Source organism: Methylobacterium sp. Leaf111 (genome assembly GCF_001423285.1).
Classification (GTDB): Bacteria; Pseudomonadota; Alphaproteobacteria; order Rhizobiales; family Beijerinckiaceae; genus Methylobacterium.
On record NZ_LMNE01000067.1, the window covers coordinates 56,170 to 80,110 of the forward strand.

Annotated in this window: 17 protein-coding genes and 1 pseudogene; 9 read left to right on the forward strand and 9 right to left on the reverse strand. The window is 69.8% G+C overall.

The window, feature by feature from the left end; genetic code table 11:
• Positions 1 to 22: 22 nt before the first annotated feature.
• Positions 23 to 1,303: a DNA-packaging protein gene (locus ASF41_RS20840; RefSeq protein WP_056496649.1), complete on the reverse strand. Its 1,281-nt coding sequence runs from the start codon at positions 1,301 to 1,303 to the stop codon at positions 23 to 25.
• Positions 1,248 to 1,970, reverse strand: coding sequence for a hypothetical protein (locus ASF41_RS20845; RefSeq protein WP_056211963.1), 723 nt, complete (start codon positions 1,968 to 1,970; stop codon positions 1,248 to 1,250). Before ASF41_RS20845 ends, ASF41_RS20840 begins: the two co-directional genes overlap by 56 nt.
• A 967-nt stretch (positions 1,971 to 2,937) precedes the next feature.
• On the opposite strand from ASF41_RS20845, the gene ASF41_RS20855 reads away from it, so the two are divergent.
• Together ASF41_RS20855 and ASF41_RS20860 are read left to right on the forward strand one after the other, a co-directional pair.
• A complete protein-coding gene (locus ASF41_RS20855) occupies positions 2,938 to 4,326 on the forward strand; it encodes a diguanylate cyclase (protein ID WP_200941302.1) in 1,389 nt (462 codons plus the stop codon).
• Positions 4,327 to 4,448: 122 nt separating this feature from the next.
• On the forward strand, positions 4,449 to 4,865 hold the full coding sequence (locus ASF41_RS20860) for a cupin domain-containing protein (RefSeq protein WP_056211967.1): 417 nt from the start codon (positions 4,449 to 4,451) through the stop codon (positions 4,863 to 4,865).
• A gap of 27 nt (positions 4,866 to 4,892) precedes the next feature.
• Here the strand turns inward: ASF41_RS20860 and ASF41_RS20865 are convergent, their stop codons facing one another.
• The gene (locus ASF41_RS20865; protein ID WP_056211969.1) at positions 4,893 to 5,450 is read right to left on the reverse strand and encodes an SH3 domain-containing protein; all 558 of its coding nucleotides are present in this window, start codon (positions 5,448 to 5,450) and stop codon (positions 4,893 to 4,895) included.
• A gap of 276 nt (positions 5,451 to 5,726) precedes the next feature.
• Here ASF41_RS20865 and ASF41_RS20870 point away from each other — a divergent pair, with 276 nt between their 5' ends.
• The 3 genes from ASF41_RS20870 (at position 5,727) to ASF41_RS20880 (ending at position 8,412) form a co-directional block, all read left to right on the forward strand.
• Positions 5,727 to 6,731 (forward strand): D-glycerate dehydrogenase, encoded by a 1,005-nt coding sequence (locus ASF41_RS20870; RefSeq protein ID WP_056211971.1) that lies wholly within the window; start codon positions 5,727 to 5,729, stop codon positions 6,729 to 6,731.
• 145 nt (positions 6,732 to 6,876) lie between these two features.
• On the forward strand, positions 6,877 to 7,917 hold the full coding sequence (locus ASF41_RS20875; protein WP_056496655.1) for a sensor histidine kinase: 1,041 nt from the start codon (positions 6,877 to 6,879) through the stop codon (positions 7,915 to 7,917).
• Positions 7,918 to 7,986: 69 nt separating this feature from the next.
• Positions 7,987 to 8,412, forward strand: a complete 426-nt coding sequence (locus tag ASF41_RS20880) for a SufE family protein (protein ID WP_056211975.1) — start codon at positions 7,987 to 7,989, stop codon at positions 8,410 to 8,412.
• Between the two features lie 55 nt (positions 8,413 to 8,467).
• Here ASF41_RS20880 and ASF41_RS24420 read toward each other — a convergent pair.
• Together ASF41_RS24420 and ASF41_RS20890 are read right to left on the reverse strand one after the other, a co-directional pair.
• Positions 8,468 to 9,349 (reverse strand): annotated as a pseudogene (locus ASF41_RS24420) (DUF6456 domain-containing protein); the annotation flags it as partial.
• Positions 9,350 to 9,551: 202 nt separating this feature from the next.
• Entirely contained in the window at positions 9,552 to 9,986 is a 435-nt protein-coding gene (locus ASF41_RS20890; protein WP_056211977.1) for a MucR family transcriptional regulator, read from the reverse strand.
• Positions 9,987 to 10,439: 453 nt separating this feature from the next.
• On the opposite strand from ASF41_RS20890, the gene ASF41_RS20895 reads away from it, so the two are divergent.
• Positions 10,440 to 12,593 carry a S9 family peptidase gene (locus ASF41_RS20895; protein WP_056496660.1) on the forward strand — a complete coding sequence of 718 codons (2,154 nt, stop codon included), beginning with the start codon at positions 10,440 to 10,442 and terminating at the stop codon, positions 12,591 to 12,593.
• 164 nt (positions 12,594 to 12,757) lie between these two features.
• Positions 12,758 to 15,115, forward strand: coding sequence for a calcium-binding protein (locus ASF41_RS20900; protein ID WP_056496665.1), 2,358 nt, complete (start codon positions 12,758 to 12,760; stop codon positions 15,113 to 15,115).
• 23 nt (positions 15,116 to 15,138) lie between these two features.
• On the opposite strand, the gene ASF41_RS20905 is transcribed toward ASF41_RS20900, so the two are convergent.
• From ASF41_RS20905 to ASF41_RS20920, 4 genes are all read right to left on the reverse strand, one after another.
• Positions 15,139 to 18,756 carry an AsmA family protein gene (locus ASF41_RS20905; protein WP_056496668.1) on the reverse strand — a complete coding sequence of 1,206 codons (3,618 nt, stop codon included), beginning with the start codon at positions 18,754 to 18,756 and terminating at the stop codon, positions 15,139 to 15,141.
• 117 nt (positions 18,757 to 18,873) lie between these two features.
• Positions 18,874 to 19,125, reverse strand: coding sequence for a hypothetical protein (locus ASF41_RS20910; RefSeq protein ID WP_056211983.1), 252 nt, complete (start codon positions 19,123 to 19,125; stop codon positions 18,874 to 18,876).
• Positions 19,126 to 19,342: 217 nt separating this feature from the next.
• Positions 19,343 to 19,855 carry a DUF2442 domain-containing protein gene (locus tag ASF41_RS20915; RefSeq protein ID WP_056211985.1) on the reverse strand — a complete coding sequence of 171 codons (513 nt, stop codon included), beginning with the start codon at positions 19,853 to 19,855 and terminating at the stop codon, positions 19,343 to 19,345.
• A gap of 10 nt (positions 19,856 to 19,865) precedes the next feature.
• Complete coding sequence (locus ASF41_RS20920) at positions 19,866 to 20,108, reverse strand: DUF4160 domain-containing protein (protein WP_056211987.1); 243 nt, start codon at positions 20,106 to 20,108, stop codon at positions 19,866 to 19,868.
• A 217-nt stretch (positions 20,109 to 20,325) separates the two neighbouring features.
• On the opposite strand from ASF41_RS20920, the gene ASF41_RS20925 reads away from it, so the two are divergent.
• Together ASF41_RS20925 and ASF41_RS20930 are read left to right on the forward strand one after the other, a co-directional pair.
• Entirely contained in the window at positions 20,326 to 22,692 is a 2,367-nt protein-coding gene (locus tag ASF41_RS20925) for an ATP-dependent helicase (protein WP_056496671.1), read from the forward strand.
• A gap of 402 nt (positions 22,693 to 23,094) precedes the next feature.
• Positions 23,095 to 23,811, forward strand: coding sequence for a PhoH family protein (locus tag ASF41_RS20930; protein WP_055945921.1), 717 nt, complete (start codon positions 23,095 to 23,097; stop codon positions 23,809 to 23,811).
• Positions 23,812 to 23,941: the final 130 nt, after the last annotated feature.

Consider the following 23,941-nt stretch of genomic DNA (forward strand, 5'->3'; position numbering starts at 1 on the left):
AAGCGTCGGTGTGGACGGGGCGTCAGAGCCGCCGGATGCGCGGCTCGGGGCCGCTGCGCAGGAGGAGGTGCGTCAGGGCCCAGACCAGGGCGTCGAGGCGGTCCGGCGAGGCGCCGGAGGAGAGGCCGTCCGGCCCGAAGTCGCAGAACTCGTCCTCCAGCGCCGGCAGGGCGCCGACATGGTGGACGCGGCCCTGTGCGTAGAGCATCGAGACCGGCTCGGCCCGCAGGTACTTGCCGCGCGTCGCCCGCACGGGGGTCACCGGCACGGCGGCGTCGACCTGGTGTAGGACGGCGGTGGCCATCTCGCCCCCCTGGTTGACCTCGACCACGAGGCTGTCGGCCGCGAGACGGTGGTAGAGCGCCAGCGCCGTCGCGGCCCAGGCCTCGGGGGCGGCCCGGCCCAAGGTGGCGTCGGCCAGCACGTAGGCGTGGCCGGCGGCGTCGAGGCCGGCGGCGACGATCCCGCAGGCATCCGCCCCGGCCTTCGAGGAGGCCGGCGGGTCCACCGCCACGACGATGCGGCGCAGGGCCTCCGGCGCCGCCGGGACGCGGGCCGCCTCCAGGCGGTCGCGGCTCCAGAGGGCGTCGGCCCGGTCCGCGATCAGCTCGCCGTCGAGCTCCTGGCGCCCCAGCCGGGTGCCGGCGTAGCGGCCCACCACCGCCTCGAGGAAGGCCGGGGCGAGGTTCGCCGCGTTGTCGGCGGTGCGCGCCCGGCTGACCACGGTGCGCGGGTCGGCGAGGATCCGCCGCAGCAGCGGGATCGGCCGGGGCGTGGTGGTGACGAGGCCCCGCGGGCGGTGCCCCAGGCGCAGGCCGAACTGGATCATGTCCCAGGCGGCTTCGGCGTAGCGCCACTTGGCGATCTCGTCCGACCAGGCCGCGCCGAACTGGGGCCCGCGCAGGGAATCCGGCTCCTCGGCCGAGAAGGCGAGGCCGACCGCGCCGTTGTCCCAGTCGAGGCGCCGGCGGGAGGGCGACCAGCGCGGCCGTTGCCCGGCCAGGCCGAGAAGGCCGGAGGGCCCCTCCACCATGACGTCGCGCACGTCCGCGAAGGTCTCGCCCACGAGGGCGATCCGCCCCACCGGCCGGGCGGTGAAGGCCGGGTCGCCCAGGGCCAGGGCGCGGACCCACTCGGCCCCGGTGCGGGTCTTGCCCGCCCCGCGCCCGCCGATCACCGCCCAGGTGGTCCAGTCCGGCAGGGACGGGCAGGGCGGAAGCTGGTCGTCCCGCGCCGCCAGCAGCCAGTCAGTCGCCAGGGCCCGGATCAGGGGCGGCGGCAGGCTCGCCAGCAGGGCCGGCATCTGCCCGCTCGCCGCCGAGTGCCGCAGCGCGCCGCGCGATCTCCGCGCGCAGGGCGGGCAGGTCGTCGCCCGCCCCGTCGCGGGCGGTCGCGTCGTGGTCGCCGGAGCCTGCCCCATCGCTTCCCCCCGCCCCGTCGTCGGTCGTCTCGTCGAGAAGGCGCTTCAGGCCGCCGAGATCCCGCAGGACCCGGGCGCTGTCGAAGGCCGGAGCGCCCGCCGCCCCGTTCAGGGCCGCGTCGAAATGCAGGATCTGCCGGGCGATCTGCGCCCGGAGCGCCGCCCGCATCCGGCGGGGATCGGCGTCCAGCCCCAGGGCACGCCCGACCTCGCCGGGCCGGCGCCCCTCCAGGCCGCACTGGGCGAACAGGGCCTCGGCCCGGTGCCGGGCGACGCCCAGGGCCTGGGCGAGGTCGCCGATGTCGATCCAGTCCTCGCGGTAGAGCCGGGCCACCGCCGCCCGCCGCGCCGGCTTCCAGCGCGCGGGGGTGAAGGCCGTTGAGGCCGTCGCCGCCGCGGGGCGCCAGCCGAAGCGCTTGTTCCAGGTCCGGATGGTGGTGACCCGCACCCCGGTCTCGGCCGCGATGGCGGTGACGGGGCGCGTGGTGTCCCGCATGGCCGCCTCGACGGCCCCCCGGATCGAGGCGACGATCGGCACGAGCTTCGCCATCGCCGTCTCCCGTGCCACTCACACTTCCTGAGCGTGCCCTGTTGATACCCCAGGAGCGTCGCGCTGTCAAACATAAAATCCTATTCATGGACTTTATTCATCGTCGCGCGATGGTGGGATTCTGCCGGTCGTGAAGAGGGCAGACGCCCGATGACGACCCGATCCCGGGTCGATGGAACCGCCCGGCGCTCCCCGGTCCCGGGCATCGCGCGGCGGGACGGCCCGCGCTCCATTCCGGCCTCGGCCGGCAACGACCGGATGTTCCCCCGGGATCAGGCGTTGAAGCGGCCGGATTGGTTCGATCCTGAGCTTCATCGCCGCCCGGACATCGAGACGCGCGGACGTCACCGCGGCGTCCGGCGAGCGATCCGTGCCGGCAAACGGACATGATTGAAAGGAGGGCATTGGTGGAACGCCGACGTTTCGAAGACCCCCGAAAAGACCTGAATGGCATCATCCAAGACGAAATCACAATTTCGTCATCAGTCCTTTGTTAAGACGAATCATCCTGCTCGCCCAACAAGCTGATCGGAAGTCTTCCGAGTGGACAACGATGCGCGACGACGCATCGGAGGGAACAGGACATCATGCGCGCCCGCCTGCGTCGTGCCCGGACAAGCCCATCTCCCGGAGAGGGGGCGTGCATGAAGCACCGGCGCAGGCCGACCCTGCACCGGGCGGTGGACGCGCCGATCCGGATTCGCGCACGCGCTCGGGGCGGCTTGCGCAGGGTCTAAAAGGCCGGGTGATCGGCCGTGGCGGCCCGCAGAGCCGCGACCGCCGGCCTCGCCGGCAAACCGCGATGCTCCGGGATGATCCGGGTTGATACGCAGATCCACGATACAACTACAGTCATGGATTCAGCCTTTAGTCGAGTTTTATCGGGTTTAACTGATAATTAATCTGACAAGCCTTAGATTTAGGCATGATCATCAGAGACTTAGTCAGACTGATTGGGCATCCGATCGTGGGGATCTGGTTCCTCGCGGCGATCTCGTACTTCGCAGCCGCCGCTTTGACGATCCATCTGACGAGCAACGGACGCGACATCGCCACCATCTGGCCGGCCAACGCGATCCTCGTGGCCCTCCTGCTCGCGCAGGAGCGGCCGCGCTGGGGCGCGGTGCTGAGCGCGGGCTTCGTGGCCGGCGTCGCCGCCAACCTGATCACCCGGGGGGCCTCTGCGGGAGCGATCCTCTACGGCCTCGCCAATCTCATCGAGGTCGGCTTGGCCGTCTCCCTCCTGCGGCGATCGGGCGAGCGGGAGGGCATCCTGCACACGACGGGCGCCGTCCTGCGCTTCATCCTGGTGGCGGGCCTGGTGGCGCCCGCGGTGAGCGCCGTTCCCGGCAGCCTGACGGCCTTCGCCCTGTACGGCGAACCCTTGCCCAAGGCTTTCGCCACCTGGGTCGCCAGCGACGGCCTCGGCCTCCTGGTCTTCACACCCTTCCTCTCCACGGTCGTCCGGGGCGACTTCGTGGACGGCTTCGCCCGGAAGACCTGGCGCGAACGAGGCCTTTCGGCCGCGCTGCTGGTCCTGGTGGGCCTCGTCGCCTACGGCGTCTTCTTCCTGGCGACGCGGCCCCTGCTCTTCGCGATCTTCCCCCCGCTGATGCTCGTCACGTTCCGGGTCGGACGCCTCGGCGTGGAGGCTGCCGTGATGCTGGTCGCGGTCATCGGGGGGATCGCCACGATGCAGGGGCGCGGGCCGATGATCCTGATCGCCGCCGACGCGGCGACGCAGGCCCAGGCTTTCCAGGCCTTCCTGGCCGTGACGCTCGTGATCTGCCTGCCGGTCGCCGCCGAGGTGACCGCCCGGGCCCGCCTCACCGCGGCCCTGGCCGCGCACGGCCAGGAGATGACCGCCTCGGCGATCACCGACGCCCTGACCGGGACCCTCAATCGCCGGGGCTTCGAGGCCGAGGCCCGGCGCTGGCTGCGCGCGGAGGCGCCGGGTTCCCTGAGCCTGATCGCCGTGGATTTCGATCATTTCAAGCAGATCAACGACCGCTGGGGCCACCAGGCCGGCGACCAGGCGCTCCGGCACTTCGCCGCCCTGGTGTCGTCGCATGTCCGCGCCGGGGACCGGGTCGGCCGGCTCGGCGGCGACGAGTTCATGATCCTCCTGCCCCACAGCGATCTCGACCTCGCCAGGGGCGTCGGCGAGCGCGTCCGGGCGGCCGTGGAGAACGCACCGCTGGCCCTGGGCGGCCAGCCGGTGGCGTCCCTCAGCCTCAGCATGGGAATCGCCGCCGCCCGGTCGGGCGAGAGCTACGAGGACCTGGCGCGGCGGGCCGATCGCGCCCTGTACGAGGCCAAGGAGGCCGGCCGCAACACGATCCGGTGGGCGGGCTGAGCCGCGCCGCGCGCGGTTTCCGGGCCCGAGGGGGCCGCCCGGGACCGGCTCCCCGGCGGCAGCGTTTCCCGCTACTCTGCCGGGGCTGCGAGACAACCGGCAAAATCAAGGATACGCATGCGATGAGTACGGACAGCCTGACGGCGCACGGCGTCTTCGACGTGGCGGAGCAGGCCGCGCGCCTGCCCGAGACCTCCGACACCATGGTGGCGGATCACCGCTTCACCGACGATCCGGCGGCCAGCGCCCGGGTGTTCCGGGTCTACCATCCGACGCCGCCGCACAGCCACGCCTCCTGCGACGAGTACCTCTACGTGCTGTCCGGGCGCTGCCTGATGACATTCGGCGACGAGGCGCCGGTGGAGGTCGGCCCCGGCAAGCTGGTGTTCTTCAAGCGCGGGGTGGTGCACGCGGTCCCCGAGATCCTCGAGCAGCCGATGGTGTTCCTCTCCGTCGACACGCCCCGGCGCGAGCCGCGCGACATCCGCTTCGTCACCGACGGCACGGGGACGCCCGACACCTTCATGCGCCAATCGTGAGGGGCGCCCGTCGCCGACGGGGGCGGCCTACTCGACCTTCTCGTTGGGATAGACGCCCCAGAGCCGGTCCTGGCGGATGTAGCCGTCCACGTCGCCGCGCCGCTGGGGCAGCGCCACGATGATCCGGCACCAGGCGCCGGTGCAGGTCTTGACGCTGCCGATGACGCCGGCCTGGAGGCGGGCCTCCTCGCCGGAGGCCTCCTCGGCCTTGGCGTAGAGCGGCACCGGGGCCTTGTCGCCCCCCTTGCCGGCGGTGACGATGGAGGTGCGCCGGCCCGAGAGCAGCGAGTGCAGTACCCAGCCCTCGGTGCCCTCCGAATCGCGGATGCGGCGCCAGGTCTCGAACTCGGCCACGATCTCGACGGGCAGGCCGGCCCGCTGGAACACCCAGAGGGTGCGGTGGTCCTTCGAGGGGCCCTCGCGCAGGTTGACCCGGTCGGTCTTCAGACTGGCGTAGCGCGGCAGGGGCAGCTTCGTCACCGGCCCGAGGGCGACGTCGGGGCCGGCCCCCGACGCCGGGGCGGCCGCGGCGGCGCCGGCCGACAGCAGGGTCGCGAGGGTGAGGAGCAGGGCAGGCGCGCGCATCGTCCGGTGATCCTTCACGCTGTCCGGTGCGAGCCGAAGGGTGGCGGCCGGCCCCGGCGTGCATTGTGTTCCGCGGCCTCTCTGGTAGAGAGGCCCTAGGGTCGAGAGGACCCTGGGGTCGTGGCCTTCCGGCTGTCGGCCCGGTCGTCTCGAATGTCTTGACCGGTGCGTGGTTAACGCGCGGTAAGCCGGCGGTGTCGCCCCCGCATCGGAGATCGCGCCGGAGACCGGCCGGGTCGGATCGGGGCTGGCCGACACCGTTCGCGGGGAGGGTGCATGTCGTCGTTGAAGCGCAAGCCGCTCGTGGTCGTCACGCGGCGTCTGCCCGAGGTCGTGGAGGCGCGCATGCGCGAGCTCTTCGAGATCCGACTCAACACCGACGATGCCCCGATGGCGCCCGACGCCCTGATGGCGGCCGTGCGCGAGGCCGACGTCCTGGTCCCGACGGTGACCGACGAGATCGATTCGGGACTCCTCGCCCAGGCCGGCCCGAACCTGCGGCTGATCGCCAACTTCGGCAACGGCGTCGACCACATCGACGTCGCCGCGGCCCTGGAGCGCGGCATCACCGTCACCAATACCCCCGGCGTCCTCACCGAGGATACCGCCGACATGACCATGGCGCTGATCCTCGCCGTGGCCCGCCGGGTCACCGAGGGCGCCCGGATCATCCCGGACGACGCCTGGACCACCGGCTGGTCGCCGACCTGGATGCTCGGCCGCCGAATCACCGGCAAGCGCCTCGGCATCGTCGGAATGGGCCGGATCGGCCAGGCCCTGGCCCGCCGGGCCAAGGCCTTCGGCCTGCAGATCCACTATCACAACCGACGGCGCGTTCCCGCGCAGATCGAGCGCGACCTCGACGCGACCTACTGGGAATCCCTCGACCAGATGCTGGCCCGCGTCGACATCGTGTCGGTGAACTGTCCGCACACGCCGGCCACCTACCACCTGCTCTCGGCCCGCCGCCTCAAGCTCCTCAAGCCCGAGGCCGTGGTGGTGAACACCGCCCGCGGCGAGGTCATCGACGAGACCGCCCTCGCCCGCCTGATCGAGGCCGGCGACATCTCCGGCGCCGGCCTCGACGTGTTCGAGCAGGAGCCGGCGGTGAGCCCCCGCCTCGTCAAGCTCGCCCGCGCCGGCAAGGTCGTGCTCCTGCCCCACATGGGCTCGGCCACCCACGAGAGCCGCGTCGACATGGGCGAGAAGGTCATCATCAACATCAAGACCTTCATGGACGGGCATCGGCCGCCCGACCGGATCCTGCCCAGCATGCTCTGACGGCGCCGCCGTCCCGCGGCATCCATGCCGGCAGCGGATGGCGGCCCCCCATCACAACGTAGGATCGGAACGGGCCCATGCCCGGCACGTTGACCGGCGCTGGCTCGGACGGGGCCGGTGTTTGGAACGGGTGGATCGAGACATCATGGCCGCGGACACACCGTCGACCGAGGCGGCATCGGTGAGTGTTATGGGGTGCGGCGAGTTCCGGCGTTTCGCCGATTTCGTGCCCCTGATGATGTGGCGTGCCGATCCCCAGGGGGCCGCCGTCCATCACAACGAATCCTGGCTCGCCTTCACGGGCCGCTCGGTCGAGGAGGAACTCGGCCACGGCTGGCTTCGCGGCCTTCATCCCGACGACCTCGAGCGCCACGCCGCCATCGTGGCCAAGGCGTTCGCCGCGCAGGAACCGTTCACGTCCGAGTTCCGCCTGCGCCGGCACGACGGCGCCTACCGGTGGCTGCTCGATACCGCCAAGCCCTTGCGCGAGAACGGCGATTTCGTCGGCTTTCTCGGGACCTGCTTCGACATCACCGACCGCAAGCATGCCGAGGAGCATTCCGAGCGCGCGCTGGTGGAGAAGGAGGCGCTCCTCGCCGAGGTCTACCATCGGGTGCGCAACAACCTCCAGGTGATGGTCAGCCTGATCGGTCTCTACGGCCGTGCCGCGCCGGCCCCCTGCCGAGGCAGCTTCGAGGCGCTCGGTCAACGGGTCCGTGCCATCGCCCTCGTGCAGCAGCACCTTCACGAGGCACCCCACATCGCCTCCATCGACCTGCGCGACTACCTGCACCGGCTTGCCTCCGGCCTTGGCCAGTTGCGCCGGGCGGGGCGCATCGGCGTCACCGTCGGCGGTCATGGCACCAGCCTCGTCGAGCCGCGCACCGCCAACGCCCTCGGGATGATCGTCGCCGAGGTTGTGTCGGAATGCCTCGATACCACCGCCGAGACGGTCGCCTGCACCATCGCGATCCAGATCGACGCGGCGGCGGGCGGTCCCGTGCGCCTCAGCATCGTCTCCGGAGCGGGAGAGGGCGCCGCCCCCGGCAAGCTCGAGGTGCCGAATCTCGGCCCTCGCCTGATCGCCGCCTATGCTTCGCAGGCCGAGATCGCTGTTCGGGGCATCGGTACGGCCGCCGAACCCCTGGCGCTGCAACTCCCCGAGGTCCTGGCGCAGCCGTCCTGAGGATCGCATTGGCGCCGGCATGGACTATATGCGCAGGGGTGCCGCCGCACAGGAGCCGTTCCCCCACCCATGCTTCCAGATATTGCGACGATCATCGACAATTTCGGCATCCTCGATGAGGGCCCGGACCGCTACGAGTATCTGATCGAACTCGGGCGTGCCCTGCCGCCGTTCCCGGAGGAGTTGCTGACCGAGGAGAACCGGGTCCATGGCTGCGAGAGCCAAGTCTGGGTCGACGCCCATATCGATCGCGCCGAGACCCCGCCCCGCCTGCACCTGCGGGGGACCAGCGATTCGGTGATCACCAAGGGGCTGATCGCCCTCGTCATGGCCCTTCATGACGGCAAGGCGCCGGAGGACATCGCCAAGGTCGACGTCTTCCAGACCTTCAAGGAGATCGGGCTCGGGGCCCATCTGACCTCGAAGCGTTCCAACGGCGTCCGGGCCATGGCGGAGCGCATCCACCGGGATGCGATCCGCCTGACAGCCGCCTGAACGGCCCCCGCCGAGAACCGATCAGCCCCGCCGCGCCGCTTGCACCGGAGGCTTCCCGCCACAGGCGCGACCGGGCACGGTCCGGCCCGACCGCCGCGCGCTCCAGCCCATAATGTTCGGCCAGGCGCGCCGGGGCGATCCGCGCCACCACCTTCGCCGAGCGGGCCGGCCAGCGTCGCTCCGCCTCGATCCGCTCCAGGCCCTTGAGGAAGCCGCACAGGTCGATCAGCAGGCCGGACAGGTCGCTGTCGACGGCATCGAGGGCCGCCCGGACCCGCTGGCGTGCGGCCAGCATCGCGTCGGAGCCGGCGGCCGGATCCCGCGGACCTGATCCATCGACCTTTACGCCACTCCAATCCTGACCCATCCGCGGCATCAGCGCGGCCCCGGTCAGGTCCCGGCGCAGGCGTTCCCCCGCCTCGAAGCAGGCTGCGTCGATGAGAGGCGTGCCGTCGCGATCCCGCCGCCGCGCCATCCAGGCCAGGGGGCTCTCGGAAGCATCGCGGACCGGCCGGTCCGGCGCGACGAGGCTGCTCACGAGGTCGAGATGCTGGGCGAGATAGGGGGTCTGCGGGCCGGCCGCTTCCCGGCGCAACCGCGCCCGTCCGGCCGCGCTGATCGTCAGGCGGGCCCGGCGTCCCGAGCCGCATTCCGCGAGATCTCTGGCCAGCAATTCGGCGCCCGCGCTTCGCCCGAAGCGACCGCCGCCGACGGAGATGCCGGTACCGCCCTCCCGGACGATCCATTCCTCGGTCTCGGTGGGATCGGGCAGCGCGTAAGCGCCTTCCTGCGCGAGGGCGTTGAGAAGACGCCGGGCATTGGGGCTCAACACCTCGTTCCCGCAACGGGCGTGCAGAGGGCGGGCGCCATACTCCCGGGCCGGACGCACGGCAGCGATCGACGGGGCAGTCCGATCAATGTTCATGTTTTGTTCCAGTACTCAAGACAGCGGTGGCACGCGCCAGAGAGCCGACAGTACGGGAAAAATATCCTAGTTCAAGTCTTGACGGCCATTTTGCCAATCGCTCGTCAGCCCGTCCCGGTTCGGGGTGGTTGGGGCCGGTCGCGACGCGATCGAGGCCTTTTCGCCAACGGAGACGGGCTCCGGAGACCACGGGTGCTCCGGAGCGGTCGCAGCCTCAAGCCGCTTCGTCGTAGTTCCCGCTGCGGGTCTGTCCGAGACCGATCGCCTTCGCGAGGTCCGAACGCGCCTTGGCGTAGTTCGGAGCAACCATCGGGTAGTCGGGCGGCAGGCCCCACTTGGCGCGGTATTGCTCCGGGCTCATGTCGTACTTAGCGCGCAGGTGGCGCTTCAACGACTTGAAGGTCCGTCCGTCTTCGAGACAGATGATGTGATCGGCCGTCACCGACTTCTTCACGGAGATTGCGGGCTGAAGCGGCGCGGCAGGCGTCTTGGCCTCGATCTGGCCGCTGGCAATCTGGGTCAGTGCCCCATGAATGCGCGTGATCAACTGAGCCAGTTCGCCGGGAGGCACCGGGTTGTTGCTCACGTAAGCCGAAACGATGTCGACGGTCAGTTCGACATAATCCGCGGAGTGTTCGATGTCGGTCATAATCGGAAGAGCTCTCCTGACGCGATGCAGTGAATAGGGTACGCAAGCAACTCGACCGCCTTCGCGCCGATGCTCGCTCGTTCCGCGGATCGAACCCGCGGCGTCACCGTCTGTCCTGCATGCGCTGTAGAATGCGCAGCAACTTCGCCCGCTACGATTTCTTGATATGCTATTCTCAATGACATCGCAAGACGGGCGTGCGCAGTTCGATAACGTCAAGCAACTGTTGCGAACAATATTTCAACCTTGCCGAATTCTCGGGATCTTCATCCAGGCGTCCGAGCATGAGCCCCAGAGAGACCGTCGGACAGATTGCCGCGGCAGCGGCCGCATCCCTCGTTCCATGTCCCGCACTCCCCACGCGCTTGCTTGCAGCTCACGCTCGCGCCACATGGCACGGCAATATGGAGCGACGCGTCTCCGTGTCTCGACCCTGCGCCAGGATTTTTTGCGATGGCCTCCCAATCAACAAGCCTTTCGGTTTCAGCCACCGCTCCGGTCGCGGAAGTGCGCCCGCACACCTACGAAGTCCACGGCCATGTGATCCGCGACGACTATGCTTGGCTGAAGGCTGAAAACTGGCGGGATGTCCTTAAGGATCCGGCGGCCCTGCCCGCCGATATCCGGGAGCATCTGGCAGGTGAGAACGCCTATTCGGACGACGCGCTCGCGAACACCACTGCGCTGCGCAAAACCCTCGTCGCCGAGATGCGTGCTCGGATCCGGGAGGACGACAGCAGCGTGCCCGAGCATGACGGCCCCTATGCCTACTACACCCGCCATCGCGAGGGCGGACAGTATCCGCTGGTGTGTCGGCGGCCGCGTACCGTCGTGGTGATCCCCGGGCAGGGCGCTGAGACGGCGGCCGATGGGGGGCCGGAAGAGGGGGAGGTCATCCTCATCGATGGTGATCGCGAAGGTGAAGGGCTGACCTTCTTCGAGATCGCCGCAGCGGTCCATTCCGATGACCACCGGTTGCTCGCCTGGAGCGCCGACACCAAGGGCTCGGAACTGCACAGCATCCGGGTGCGTGATTTGGAGACGGGCTCCGAGCTGACGGATCGCGTCGAGGCGACCACCGGGGAGGTGGTCTGGACCGCCGATTCCCGAGCCTTCTTCTACGTCGCCGTCGATGACAACCACCGGCCCGCGCGAGTGATGCGCCATCGTCTCGGCACCGCGCAGGATGCCGATACCCTCGTCTACGAGGAGGCCGATTCCGGCTTCTTCGTCCATATCGAGGAGACGCAATCGGGCGACTACCTCATGGTGACGGCCAGCGACCACGAAACGTCCGAGGTTCATCTCCTCGACCGTCGGACGGGGGAGGGTACGCTCACCGTGGTGCAGCCGCGCGAGCCGCTGCTGATCTACTCGGTCGAGAACTGGGCCAACCACCTCTTCATCCTCACGAATGCCGACGGAGCCGAGGACTTCAAGATCGTCACCGCCCGGGTGGAGGCTCCCGGTCGCGAGAACTGGACCGACGTCATCGCCCATCGTCCCGGCGTGATGATCCGTCACCAGCACGTGATCGCCGATCATCTCGTGCGCCTCGAGATCGAGAATGCACGCCCGCGGATCGTCGTGCGCGACACCAAGGGCAACGAGCACGTGGTGGCCTTCGCCGAGGAGGCCTATTCCCTCGGCCTGCAGCCGGGGCACGAGTTCGAGACGGCGGTGATCCGCTTCACCTACTCGTCGATGACGACGCCGGCGGAGACCTACGATTACGACTGCGTCACCCGGGCCCGGCAGTTGCGTAAGCGTCAGACCGTGCCCAGCGGCCACAACCCGGCGGACTACGTCACCCGGCGCCTGTTCGCCACGGCGGCGGACGGCGAGACCGTGCCGATCTCGCTGCTACACCGGCGCGATTGCCCGCTCGACGGTACCGCCCCGCTGCTACTCTACGGCTACGGCTCCTACGGGACGCTGATGCCGGCCGCCTTCCGCACCAACCTGCTGTCGCTGGTCGACCGCGGCTTCGTCTACGCCATCGCCCACGTGCGTGGCGGGACCGAGAAGGGCTGGCGCTGGTACCTCGATGGCAAGCGCGAGAAGAAGCCCAACACCTTCTCGGATTTCGTTGCCTGTGCCCGCGCTCTGATCGAAGCCGACTATACCGCCCAGGGCCGCATCGTGGCCCATGGCGGCTCGGCCGGCGGCATGCTGATGGGGGCGGTCGCCAACCTCGCGCCGGAGCTGTTTGCCGGCATCGTGGCCGACGTGCCCTTCGTCGACGTGCTGAACACCATGCTCGATGGTGAACTGCCACTGACGCCGCCCGAATGGCCGGAATGGGGAAACCCGCGCGAGAGCCTCGCGGCCTTCGAGACGATCCTGGCCTACTCGCCCTATGACAACGTGGCGGCCAAGGCATATCCGGCGATCCTGGCGCTCGGTGGCCTGACCGACCCGCGCGTGACCTACTGGGAGCCGGCGAAGTGGGTCGCGCGCCTGCGGGCGACCATGACGGGCGGTGGCCCGATCCTCCTGCGCATCAACATGGAGGCGGGGCATGGGGGCGCCGCCGGGCGCTTCGATCGCCTGGAGGAGGTCGGCCTGATCCAGGCCTTCGCCCTGCTGGCCGTCGGCAGGGCCTGAGAGGCGTACGCGGGCGAAGGTCGAGCCAGATCGAGGGGCGGGACGAAATCCCGCCCCGAATTGCTTCGAACCGCGCAACTTTATTGATCGTTGTAAGATCCGCCGCATCCCTGGTCGGCATTCTCCCGTGAGGCAACTTTTGGTTGTGGCCCGAGGGGGTGTGCATGACGAGAATTTCAGTGACATGGGCCGACGATTGGTCCCGGAGCCAAGCCGGCGGGCGAGCGGACCTCATCCTAGCCACTGCGCAAGCTGCCGCCGATGGTTGGGGCAAGTATATCCAGGGCAACGGCACGATCGACCTCACCGTCGCAATCGGCAACGTCGGAGGTGGGAATTATCTCGCGAACGGGGGTCCGAACGGAACCTGGGACGGACGCTTCTCGGCAGCCATTCACAAGGCGCGCTTGGGTTGGGACGGAAATGGAGGCGCTCCGGACGGGAAGGTGACCTTGGGCGAGCACCGGCTCGACAGCTTGTTTTACGATCCGACGGGTGCGGCCTCTGTTCCGTGGGATAAAATCGATGCCTATTCGCTGTTCCAGCATGAATTCGGGCATGCCCTGGGATTCGTCGACCTTCCGGCCACATGGTCCAACGGGAACAACGAGTTCTATGGGCCCAACGTTCAGGCTTCGAACGGCCGCTCGATCCCGCTCGACGAATCCCGCTCCCATGTCGCCGGTCGAGAGGATCTGATGGATCCCTGGTCTTCTATGGGCAGCCGTGCGCCGATCACGGATCTCGATCTCGCGATCTTCCAGGATATGGGCATGCCGATCGCCACCGAGCGGGCTGACCGGATCGGGCTCGACTACCCGAACGAGGAATTCTTTGCCTTTGGTGGGGACGACTGGGTCGATGGCGGGTGGGGCGACGATCGGATCGACGGGGGGACCGGCGACGACAGCCTGTTCGGCAGCGGCGGCAACGATACGCTGATCGGTGGTGCGGGCGACGATATCCTGGATGGGGGGTGGGGGTACGACACCCTCGATGGCGGCGAGGGCCGCGACCGGGCGACGTATTCCGGTAACCCCGCCGACTTTGCCGTCATCTACGATGCCACCAACAGGGGCGGCGCCCTCAGGATCAAGAACATCGCCAGCGGCGAGGTCGACATCCTCATGGGGATCGAATCCCTGCGCATCGGCGACGTCGAACTTGATGTGAAGGGTTTGTTGGCTCACCTCCGGGCACGCTTCGGCCCCATCGGGACCGACTCCAAGAGCCGGTTCGAGATGCTGTTGACGGACACCTCCGACGAAGCCTTCGTGGCCGACATCCCGGAGATCGACGGCGGCTTCGTGGCGAGCGCCCTAGTGCGCTTCGATAACCTCGCCGGCGGCAGCCATCAGCGCGTCTTCGACACCGGAAACGGAGCGTGGAGCAATAACATCTGGCTCGGCCAGGTCGGCAGCAGCCGCGACATGGGCTTCGAGATCTATGCCGGCTCCGGCGTGCATCGCATCGTGGCCAAGGATGCGATCGTGCAGGGGGTCGAGGCGCGCTGGACGGCTGCCGTGGACCCCAACGGGCGCATGAGCCTGTCCAAGGACGGGGTCCTCCTGGCGCAGGGGCAGGGTGAGGTCCCCCGCGACATCGTCCGTACGAGCGACCTCGTGGGCAAGTCCAACTGGTCATACGACACGGACCTCATGGGCACCGTCTACGACCTGAGCTTCAAGGCGGACGGAGTCGCCGATCTTCACGGCGCCTTCTCGGCCACCGCCAAGGTCCGGTTCGACGACCTCGATGCGGGTCCCTGGCAGCGGGTCTACGACCTGGGCAACGGAACGAGTGGCGACAACGTCTTCCTCGGCCAGATCGGGACGTCGAATGACATGCAGTTCACGATCCAGAACGGGAGCAGGGAGGGAACCCTGATTGCCAGGAATGCGATCGTGGAGGGACAGGAGGCGTCCTGGACGACCAGCGTCAACGAGGCGGGCTGGATGCGCCTGTTCAAGGACGGTACGATCCTGGCCGAGGGGCAGGGCGTCGTGCCGAAGGACATCGAACGGACCAATGAGTTCGTCGGCAAATCCCCCTGGTCCATCGATGCCCCACTGGCGGGCAAGGTCAGCGACCTGGAGGTCACCGCGTACAAAGGGATCCCAGAGATCGAGGGCGCCTTCAAGGTGTTCGCCGAAGCCCGCTTCGACGATCTGGCCGGTGGCAGTTACCAGCGCATCTTCGACACCGGCAACGGGGCCTGGGAGGACAACGTCTGGCTCGGTCAAGCCTGGACGAGTGACGACATGGCCTTCGAGATCATCGCGGGGTCGGAAACCTACCGGATCACCGCCTACGATGCGATCGTGGAAGGCGAAACGGCCCGATGGCAGGCCAGTGTGGACGACGGGGGCTACATGCGCTTGTTCAAGAACGACACCCTGATGGCCGAGGGTCCAGGGGGCGTTCCCCGCGATGTGCTCCGCACCACCGATCTGGTGGGGAAGTCGAACTGGTCCTACGATGCCGACTTGGCCGGTCAGATCAACGAACTGATCTTCATGTAGAACGGTACCGCCCACCCCTTCCGCTAGGGGCCCGGGGGCGTACCCTCCCGGTCCCGGTCCCGGTCCCGGGGCGGCTCCGGCTCGCTGCGCTGGCGGCGCGCCGCCTCTTCGGCGGCCCTTTCGGCCTCCTGCTGGGCCGCTTGCTGTGCCCGCAGACGCGCCTGGCGGGCGGCGTCCTCGGAGGCCGCTTTCTCGGCCGCCAGCTTGTCCGCCGCGGCCTTGATGGCGAGGGCGCGGGCCCTGTCCATCTCGATGCGGGCGCGGCGGCGCTGGCGCTCGCTCTGGTCGGCTTCGAACAGCTCGATCTTCTCGAGTTCGCGCTGGAGCACCAGGGCGGCGAGCCCGTTGGTCACCGGTCCGGCGTCGATGCTGCGCTCAGGGTTTCGGATCGGACCGCTGAAGCCGAGCTGTATCGAGGGGTTCGCCCCGCTCCAGCCCTTGGGCGCCTGGCCGGCGAGGAGAGACCCGCGCGCATCGATGCGCGCGTCCCCCAGGTCGACGCCGAGAGTCCCGCTCCAGCGCGCGGATCCGAGGGGCAAGGTCAGCGGGCCGGCCCGCAAGGTACCGCCGACGAGGCTCGCCGGGCTCGAGACCGGCCCCTTCACGGTGAGCGGGCCCGCGCCGAGCTCCTCGGCCGCGAGGGCCTGCAGGCGGCCTTCCCGCAGGGGATCGTCCTCCGCGAGCGCCCGTGTCAGCGCCCGATCGAGACCGGCCGGATCGGCCCCCGGCAGGCTGAGGCCGGTGAGCGTGAGGGTGCCGCTGCCGCCGAGGTTGTTCATCAATCCGGTCAGGCTCTCGCCCGAACTGCCGAAGCGGAGCTGGGCGGAGACCCGACCGTCCACCGGCCCCGGGCCGACCAAGCCGGGGATCGCCGCATCGGTGATCTGGCCCTCGCCGGAGAACGCGGCGGCGCCGCCCTGACGTGTCGAGGTCGCGCGTCCCGCGATGCGTCCACCGGCGAGGGTCGCGTCGAGGTCACGCAGGGTCAGGGTCTCGCCGTCCAGGGTGACGCCGAGGGTCGCGCCGGTCGCCGTGAGCCCGCGCCCGAGGTCGAGGCTGTCGACCCGGAGGCCGAGGGAGACCGCCGGCCGGCCGGCCGGAACCGGCGCGAACCGCGCGCTCGCGGGGCTCTGGCCGGGTCCGCGCGGGGCCTCGGTCGGCAGGATCGTGGCACTGGCCAGCAGCGGCAGGGCGAGGCGGGTCAGGGACGCGCTGCCGCCGATCGCGCCCTCGGCCGTGCGGGTGAGGTCGGCCGAGACGGGCTGGCCGGCGATCTGGCCGACGACGCCCAGGCGCAGGTCCGGGCCGGCCCGCGACAGGCGCAGACCGAGATCGGCCGGCAGCGGCCCGGGGATCGGCACGGCGCTGCCCGCCAGGGTGAGGAGCGGCGCGAGATCGGGCAGGGCGAGCTGAAGCGCGCCGGCTCGCGGCAGGGGCTCGGCGGCGTCGAGGAGGATCGGCTGCACCGTCGCGACGGTGATGTCGGCGACCGTCCCGCTCAGGCGCAGGGCGAGGCCCCCGGGAGACGCGGTGCCGTCGGACGGGGCGGGTACGCCGGCGATGCGCAGGTATCCGGGCCGGCGCAGGGCCGGGACATCGGTGCGCCCGAACCAGGGGGCCGCGTTCGCCGTCGCGATGGTGAGGTCGAGGGTGTCGATGCGGCCCGCCCGGCTCAGGAGGTCGAGGTCGAGGGTGCCGCCCGCCGCGTCGCCCTTGGCGCCGACCCGCAGGGTGTCGGCCGCGCCCGCATCCCGCTCGAGGTTGACCGCGAGGTCGAGGGCCCCGTTTCGCAGGAAGGCCGGGACCCGGCGGGCCTCCGCCACCCAGACCCGGTCGAGGAGCGCGAACAGGGGGGCGGCCACCGCCGCCGAGACCTGCCCGGCGATCCGGCCCGTGCCGTCCGGGCTGATCCGGCCCGAGAGCTTGGCATTGGCGCCGGCCAGGTCGGTGATGGCGAGGCTGTCGACCACGAGGCTCGGGCCGTCCGACTGGATGCTCGCCGCGATGGTGCCGTTGCCCGAATGAGCGCCGGCGGGCCCGTAGCGCACGTCCCGGGCCTGGAGCGTGATCCCGACATCGTGGCCCCGAAGGTCCGCGAGGGTGCCGCTCAGCACCGGCAGGGCGGCGATGTCGATGCCCTGCGCGGCGAGCTGTGCATCGAAGCGGCCGCGCGCCGGTCCCTCGGCCGCCGTGTAGCGGGCATTGCCGGTGATGCGGGCCTCGCCGAGCCCGAGGCGCAGGTTGCGCAGGGACACCGTGCCGGCGGCCACCGAGAGGTCGGTATTCACCTGCACCGGACGACCGTCCATCACCGCCACGGCCGGGCCTTCGAGCCCGAGGCGCCGCAGGTAGCGGCCGAACCCGTCGGAGGCCGGCGTGTCGAGGGACAGGCGCCCGGTGAAGCGCAGGCCGGTCTCGGTGTCGATCTCACCGCTGGCGCCCAGGGCCGTGGCGCCCGGCGCGGTGACGTCGAGGCGGCGCAGCACCACGCCGCCGGTGCGGTCGAGGATGCCGCTGGCGGCCAGCCCCGTCCACTCGTCGAGGCCGAGGGCCAGGCTCTCCGCCGCGAGGTCCAGGTCCACCATGATCGGCAGTCCGAGGCCGTTGCGGCCGCCGGTGTTCGGCAGGCCGCGGGCGATCAGCGCCTGTCCGGCCGCCGAGGTCAGGAAGGCGTCGAGGTCGAGGCGACGGGCGGAGAGCGCCAGGGCGCCGCGCCACTGCTTCAGGTCGAGCTGACCCGAGCCGCCCAGGCGCAGGGCCTGGCCGCCGGGATCGATCTCCATGGCGACGTCGGTGAACCGGGCCGTCAGGCCGCGCCCCTTGAATTTGCCGGCAAGGGAGAAGGGCAGATAGGCGCCTGCCGCCTGGACCGGCGGCCCGACGACGATCCGGGCGCTGCCTTCGGCCACCGCCGAGGTCAGGCGCCGTCCGCCCGTCGCCGTGCCGGCGGGTGCGAGGCCGATGCGGGCATCGGCCTCGAAGCGGGGCTGCGTGTCGCCGCCGCCCGCGATCTTCACGTTGACGCCGTCGGGCCCGAGCTCACCGGTCGAGACCCGGAAGGGGACGCCCCGGCTCGTGCCTTCGGCCCGCCAGGGGCCGACGAGGGCGGGCGCGGAGACCTGAAGGGCCTCGGCGTAGAACTGCTCGGTCCGGCCCGTCGCGAGCACCTGGGTCGTCAGCACGAACTGCCGGATCGACAGGTCCTCGATGGCGAGGTCGCGCTGCAGGGCCGCCGACAGCCCGCGCGTGGGCAGGAGCATCGCCTCGCCATCGGTGACGGGGAGCTTGACCTCCGCCCGGCCGACCCGCGTCTCGGTGAACAGGATCTCGCCCTTCAGCAGGGGCGCCAGGGCGATCTCGGCCTTGATCCACTGCAGGTCGAGCTGGGGCTGGTCGAGGGCGGGCTTCTGCGCGGCGCCGGCCCCGGACCCCAGCCGCAGGCGATCGAGCTTGAGGCGCGGCGAGGGCAGGAGCCGGACACCGATACGGCCCTCGGTCTGAGCCGCGACCCCGAGGGAGCGCGCGATCGTCCGGTCGATCGTGCCGCGATAGCCCTCCCAGGCCACGAAGGGCGGGACGGCGAGCGCCGCGACGAGGAGCAGGATGACGGCGCCCGCCAGCGCGGTCAGGATGTCACGCACCGTCTCTGTTCCGCCTCGTCACCCGGGTCGGGCCCCGCTCCGTCGGCGGACATAGCACAGGGAACGCCCGCGCGCGCCAGGGCCGGCGCGCCGCGTCCGGCGCCCCGGGGCCGCGGCTCAGCGACGGCCCGGAACGACGATCGGGGCGGGGGGCGCGCTCGGCCGGAACAGGTCGCCGCGCTGGATCTGCAGGCGCGTCTGGTTGGTGTCGAATTGCTGGCGCTGCTCGATGCCCCGGAGTTCGCTGCGGTTGGACAGGCGCTCGTTGGTGGCATTCAGGCTGTCGACGCCCCGCGACGAGACCTGGGCGAGGGCCGGACCGGCGGCGAGGAGCGCGAGGCCGGCGAGAAGGGCGGGGGAGCTACGCATGGCGGCGTCCTTGTCAGGTGCACTGTGATGTCGTGATCTGGTGAGACGACCTGCCGGTGGGAAGGCGGGTTCCGGTTTTCGAAGGTTCTGCGACGCTGCGTGAGACTGCCGCATCGATCGTCGGCAGCGACGGGAGGTTGCGGGTTTCAGTCCTCTTCCGTCCTTGGCCGCCGGAGTCTCAGTGTGTCGCGGTCTCTGCCTGGCGGACCGCGCCACCCTACGCCGCGCTGGGTGCACCCACGCGGCGCGGGCGGCCCCGCTTGCGCGGCCGGTAATGGGCGTGGAGCAGGATCGGGTCGCGCAGGGCCGCCCGACACGCCATCGCAACGGGAGTCGGCACCGCGCTGATGCCCGCCTTGTAGGCGTTCCACGTGCTCAGCGAGAGGCCGAGGAAATCCGCGGATTCCTGGTTCGACAGTCCGGCGGCTGTCTGCCACGCAGTCACCTCCGCGCGGCCGAACCGCCGCTGTTCGTCCGCGATCAGCCTGAGATGATGCGCATCGATGGCGAGGTCCCCGTCCTCGCTGCCCCATTCCACGGAGGTCCCGTGATCTCCGAGCCGGACCGTCGCGAACAGGGCCGGATCGTTCAGAGGCGACAGGATCTCACCGCCGGTGGCGATCCATCCGGCGAGGTCCACGCGGTCGGACCGGTCGTCGCGCCACATCACGCCGAGGCCGGTGGGACCCGTGGCGATGACGGTTGAGATGCGGGGCAGGGGATCGTTCACGGCAACCTCCTCAGGCAATCGGGAAGCGGGCGTTGGTCCGATTCCATTCGGCCGCGACGGCGGCGCGGTTCTCGGCGGCCCAGGCCAGGGCCTCGCGCTCGATCTTGCCCGGCAGGGCGCCGGCCAACAGTCGGAGGGTGGCAATCTCCACGAGAGCCTCGTCATCCGGTGTCAGGATGTGGAAATGCGGCGGCAGATGATCGTTGGCATAGAACCGAATGATGATGCTCCCCGACTGATAGAGCTCGCCCATCGCCGCGCCTCACCCATCCCGTCGAGACATAGTCCTGGCCCGGGCTGGCGGAAATTCCTCATCCGATTTTGGATGAATTTAATCGCCGATCCGACACTCTCCGGGATACGAGGTGCTTCCGAGATGGAGCCTCGGAGACCGTCCAGGCGGAGGCCGGGCCACTCCGGAAACGCGCGCGACCCTCGACGCCGTTCGCGTTTTGGTCCAGGGATGCGCGATGACTCAACGCTTCGACGCGGCCGGCGCATCCGCCTCCGACGCCGCCCCGACCTCCATCGCCGCCCGTGCCATGGCCTCCCTCCGGCCACAGGGCTCGCCCTACCTCGAAGGGCTGAACGCCGAGCAGCGCCGCGCCGTCGAGGCGACGGACGGGCCGGTGCTCGTGCTGGCCGGGGCCGGCACCGGCAAGACACGGGTGCTGACGACGCGCATCGCCCACCTGATCGCGACGGCCAAGGCGCGGCCCTTCGACATCCTCTCGGTGACCTTCACCAACAAGGCCGCGCGCGAGATGAAGCACCGCATCGGCGGGCTCATCGGGCCGGCCGGCGAGGGCATGCCCTGGCTCGGCACCTTCCACTCCATCGGCACCAAGATCCTGCGCCGGCACGCCGAACTGGTGGGCCTGCGCTCCGACTTCACGATTCTTGGGATGGACGACCAGCTGCGGCTGATGAAGCAGGTCATCGTCGATCAGAACATCGACGAGAAGCGCTGGCCCGCGCGCGCCCTGTCCTCGGCCATCGACGGCTGGAAGAACCGCGGCCTCCTGCCCGAGCAGGTGCCGCCCGGCGAGGCCCAGGCCTTCGCCTTCGGCAAGGGCGGGGCGCTCTATGCCGCCTATCAGGCTCGGCTCCTGACCCTCAACGCCGCCGATTTCGGCGACCTGCTGCTGCTCTGCCTCAAGCTCTGGCGCGAGAACCCCGACGTGCTGGAAAACTACCAGCAGCGCTTCCGCTACATCCTCGTGGACGAGTACCAGGACACCAACGTCGCCCAGTACCTCTGGCTGCGCCTGCTGGCGCAGGGCCACCGCAACGTCGCCTGCGTGGGCGACGACGACCAGTCGATCTACGGCTGGCGTGGCGCCGAGGTCGACAACATCCTGCGCTTCGAGCACGACTTTCCCGGCGCCGTGGTGGTCCGCCTGGAGCGCAACTACCGCTCCACCGGCCATATCCTCGCCGCCGCCTCCGGCCTCATCGCCAGGAACGAGGGCCGCCTCGGCAAGACCCTGCGCACCGAGGACGTCGCCGGCGAGAAGGTGACGGTGTCGGGCGCCTGGGATTCGGAGGAGGAGGCCCGCCAGGTGGCGGAAGCCATCGAGAGTCTCCAGGCCCAGCAGCATCCCCTCTCGGAGATCGCCGTGCTGGTGCGCATCTCGGCCCAGATGCGCGAGATCGAGGACCGGTTCGTCCAGCTCGGCCTGCCCTACCGGGTCATCGGCGGCCCGCGCTTCTACGAGCGGGCCGAGATCCGCGACGCGCTCGCCTATCTGCGCGTCACCGCCAACCCCTCCGACGACCTCGCCTTCGAGCGCATCTTCAACACGCCCAAGCGAGGCCTCGGCGACGCCACCCTGCAGGCGCTGCACGCCTATGCCCGGGCCGAGCGGGTGCCGCTGCTCCAGGCGGCCCGCCTCGTCGTGGAGACCGACGAGCTGAAGCCCCGCGCCCGGTCCGGCGTCCGCGCCCTGGTCGAGAGCTTCTCACGCTGGGCCCGGCTGGTGGGAACCCAGCCGCATTCGGAGGTGGCGCAGACCATCCTGGAGGAATCCGGCTACACCGAGATGTGGCAGAAGGAGAAGTCGGCCGACGCCGCCGGACGCCTGGAGAACCTCAAGGAGTTCGTCCGCTCCATGGAGGAGTTCCCGGACCTCGCCGCCTTCCTCGAGCACGTCTCGCTGGTCATGGAGGCCAGCGAGCAGGAGGGGGCCGACCGGGTCTCGCTGATGACCCTCCACGCCGCCAAGGGCCTGGAATTCGACACCGTCTTCCTGCCGGGCTGGGAGGATGGCCTGTTTCCGAACCAGCGGGCGCTCGACGAGAGCGGCCGCGCCGGGCTGGAGGAGGAGCGCCGCCTCGCCCATGTCGGCCTGACCCGGGCCCGCAAGCGCGCCAAGCTGTCCTTCGCCGTCAACCGGCGCATCCACGGCCTGTGGTCCTCCACGGTGCCGAGCCGCTTCATCGACGAGTTGCCCGAGGACAGCGTCGACGTGATCGATGCCCCCGCCCACTTCGCGGCCGGGGCCTCGCGCTTCGACCGGAACCCGGCGCCCTTCGGCTCGTCCTACGGCACGCCCGGCTGGCAGCGGGCCCAGGCCAATACGGCGCAGTCCGGAAACGCCAACGGCTACGGGGTCGGCAACCGTTCGCCGGCCAGTCGGGGCGGCCTGCGCCAGATCGAGGGCGAGCTCATCGCCAAATCGACGGGCGCGCCCTCCGCTTTCAGCGTCGACATGCGGGTGTTCCACACCAAGTTCGGCCCCGGCACCGTCGCGGGTGTGGACGGCAACAAGCTGACCGTTGATTTCGACAAGGCCGGCCGGAAGATGGTCCTCGACAGCTTCATCCAGGCGGCCTGATCGCGGGACGCGGGGGCTGCGGAGGACGTCGGGCGGATGCGGACTGCGTCTTTTGCGACACAGCCCAGGGCAATCGACCGCCGCGGCGGATCGGCTCCCGCAGCGCAGCATCGACGCAGACTTTTTACATCATTCCGAAGAATAGTGGATGTCACGCCCCTGTCGCGCCCGGCGCGGCATGGTGCGTGCAACGCACAGTCCTGCGGTCATCGGGACCGTAACGGGAATCCACAGCCTTGAGGGACCCGTCCGGAACTTGAGGGCGGTCTCCGGATTGGCTGTGAAGCGGGCGAAGTCGAAAGGATCGCCGAAACGGGATCAATCGAAAGTGATGCAAAGCAAGTTCAGCAAGTCAGGCTCAGATTAAATCCAGGTTGGCAAGTCCGGTTGGAGTGTTGATCGATGAAGAGACGCCGCGCACGACTTGAACTCGTTGAGGACCGTCCGGTCCGGCTGCACAAGACCCGCTTCGACGAAGAACGCAACCTAAGTCCGATCCAGCCCCTCACCGACCGGCAGGCGCAGTACCTCGACGCCCTTGCCCTTCACAAGCAGGTGATCGTCCTCGGCCCCGCCGGCACCGGCAAGACCTTCATCGCCGGGACCCGCGCCGCCGACCAGCTCCGCCAGCGCCGCATCGCCAAGGTGATCATCACCCGGCCGAACGTGCCCTCCGGCCGCTCCCTCGGCTTCTTTCCCGGAACGCTGGAAGAGAAGATCGCCCCCTGGGTCGCTCCCCTTACGGAGACCATGAAGGAGCGCATGGGCGAGGCCGCCTTCGAGATCGCGGTGAAGACCGGCGACATCGAGGTGGTGCCCTTCGAGGTCATGCGTGGGCGCACCTTCAAGAACTGCCTCGTGATCCTCGACGAGGCCCAGAATACCACCACCGCCGAGATCAAGATGTTCCTCACCCGCATCGGTGACGATTGCCAGGTGATCATCAACGGCGACGTGTCCCAGACGGACTTACGCGAGACGTCTGGCCTGCGCACGGTGATCCACCTGATCAAGAGTCGGATGATGCCGATCCCGGTGGTAGAATTTACCCTCGACGATATCGTCCGCTCCGGAATTTGTGCTGAGTGGGTGCGGGCTTTCGAGGAAACGAATCTCTGACTCAGGTGTTGTCAGCGGCGGGCCGGAACGGGGCCTGCCGCTCACTCCGGTGCGCGACACGAGTTTCTCGGCCTCGGGTGCGAGAGAACAAACCGGGTGCCGCGCTCGGACAAATGAGAATGGGAGTCTT

Excerpts from the sequence above, each read along its gene's own strand:
- ASF41_RS20900 (WP_056496665.1), top strand. The coding sequence starts at position 12,758 with ATGACGAGAATTTCAGTGACATGGGCCGACGATTGGTCCCGGAGCCAA.
- ASF41_RS20925 (WP_056496671.1), top strand. The coding sequence starts at position 20,326 with ATGACTCAACGCTTCGACGCGGCCGGCGCATCCGCCTCCGACGCCGCC.
- ASF41_RS20910 (WP_056211983.1), bottom strand. The coding sequence starts at position 19,125 with ATGCGTAGCTCCCCCGCCCTTCTCGCCGGCCTCGCGCTCCTCGCCGCC.
- ASF41_RS20875 (WP_056496655.1), top strand. The coding sequence starts at position 6,877 with ATGGCCGCGGACACACCGTCGACCGAGGCGGCATCGGTGAGTGTTATG.
- ASF41_RS20895 (WP_056496660.1), top strand. The coding sequence starts at position 10,440 with ATGGCCTCCCAATCAACAAGCCTTTCGGTTTCAGCCACCGCTCCGGTC.
- ASF41_RS20840 (WP_056496649.1), bottom strand. The coding sequence starts at position 1,303 with ATGCCGGCCCTGCTGGCGAGCCTGCCGCCGCCCCTGATCCGGGCCCTG.
- ASF41_RS20930 (WP_055945921.1), top strand. The coding sequence starts at position 23,095 with ATGAAGAGACGCCGCGCACGACTTGAACTCGTTGAGGACCGTCCGGTC.
- ASF41_RS20870 (WP_056211971.1), top strand. The coding sequence starts at position 5,727 with ATGTCGTCGTTGAAGCGCAAGCCGCTCGTGGTCGTCACGCGGCGTCTG.
- ASF41_RS20920 (WP_056211987.1), bottom strand. The coding sequence starts at position 20,108 with ATGGGCGAGCTCTATCAGTCGGGGAGCATCATCATTCGGTTCTATGCC.
- ASF41_RS20860 (WP_056211967.1), top strand. The coding sequence starts at position 4,449 with ATGAGTACGGACAGCCTGACGGCGCACGGCGTCTTCGACGTGGCGGAG.
- ASF41_RS20865 (WP_056211969.1), bottom strand. The coding sequence starts at position 5,450 with ATGCGCGCGCCTGCCCTGCTCCTCACCCTCGCGACCCTGCTGTCGGCC.
- ASF41_RS20880 (WP_056211975.1), top strand. The coding sequence starts at position 7,987 with ATGCTTCCAGATATTGCGACGATCATCGACAATTTCGGCATCCTCGAT.
- ASF41_RS20890 (WP_056211977.1), bottom strand. The coding sequence starts at position 9,986 with ATGACCGACATCGAACACTCCGCGGATTATGTCGAACTGACCGTCGAC.
- ASF41_RS20845 (WP_056211963.1), bottom strand. The coding sequence starts at position 1,970 with ATGGCGAAGCTCGTGCCGATCGTCGCCTCGATCCGGGGGGCCGTCGAG.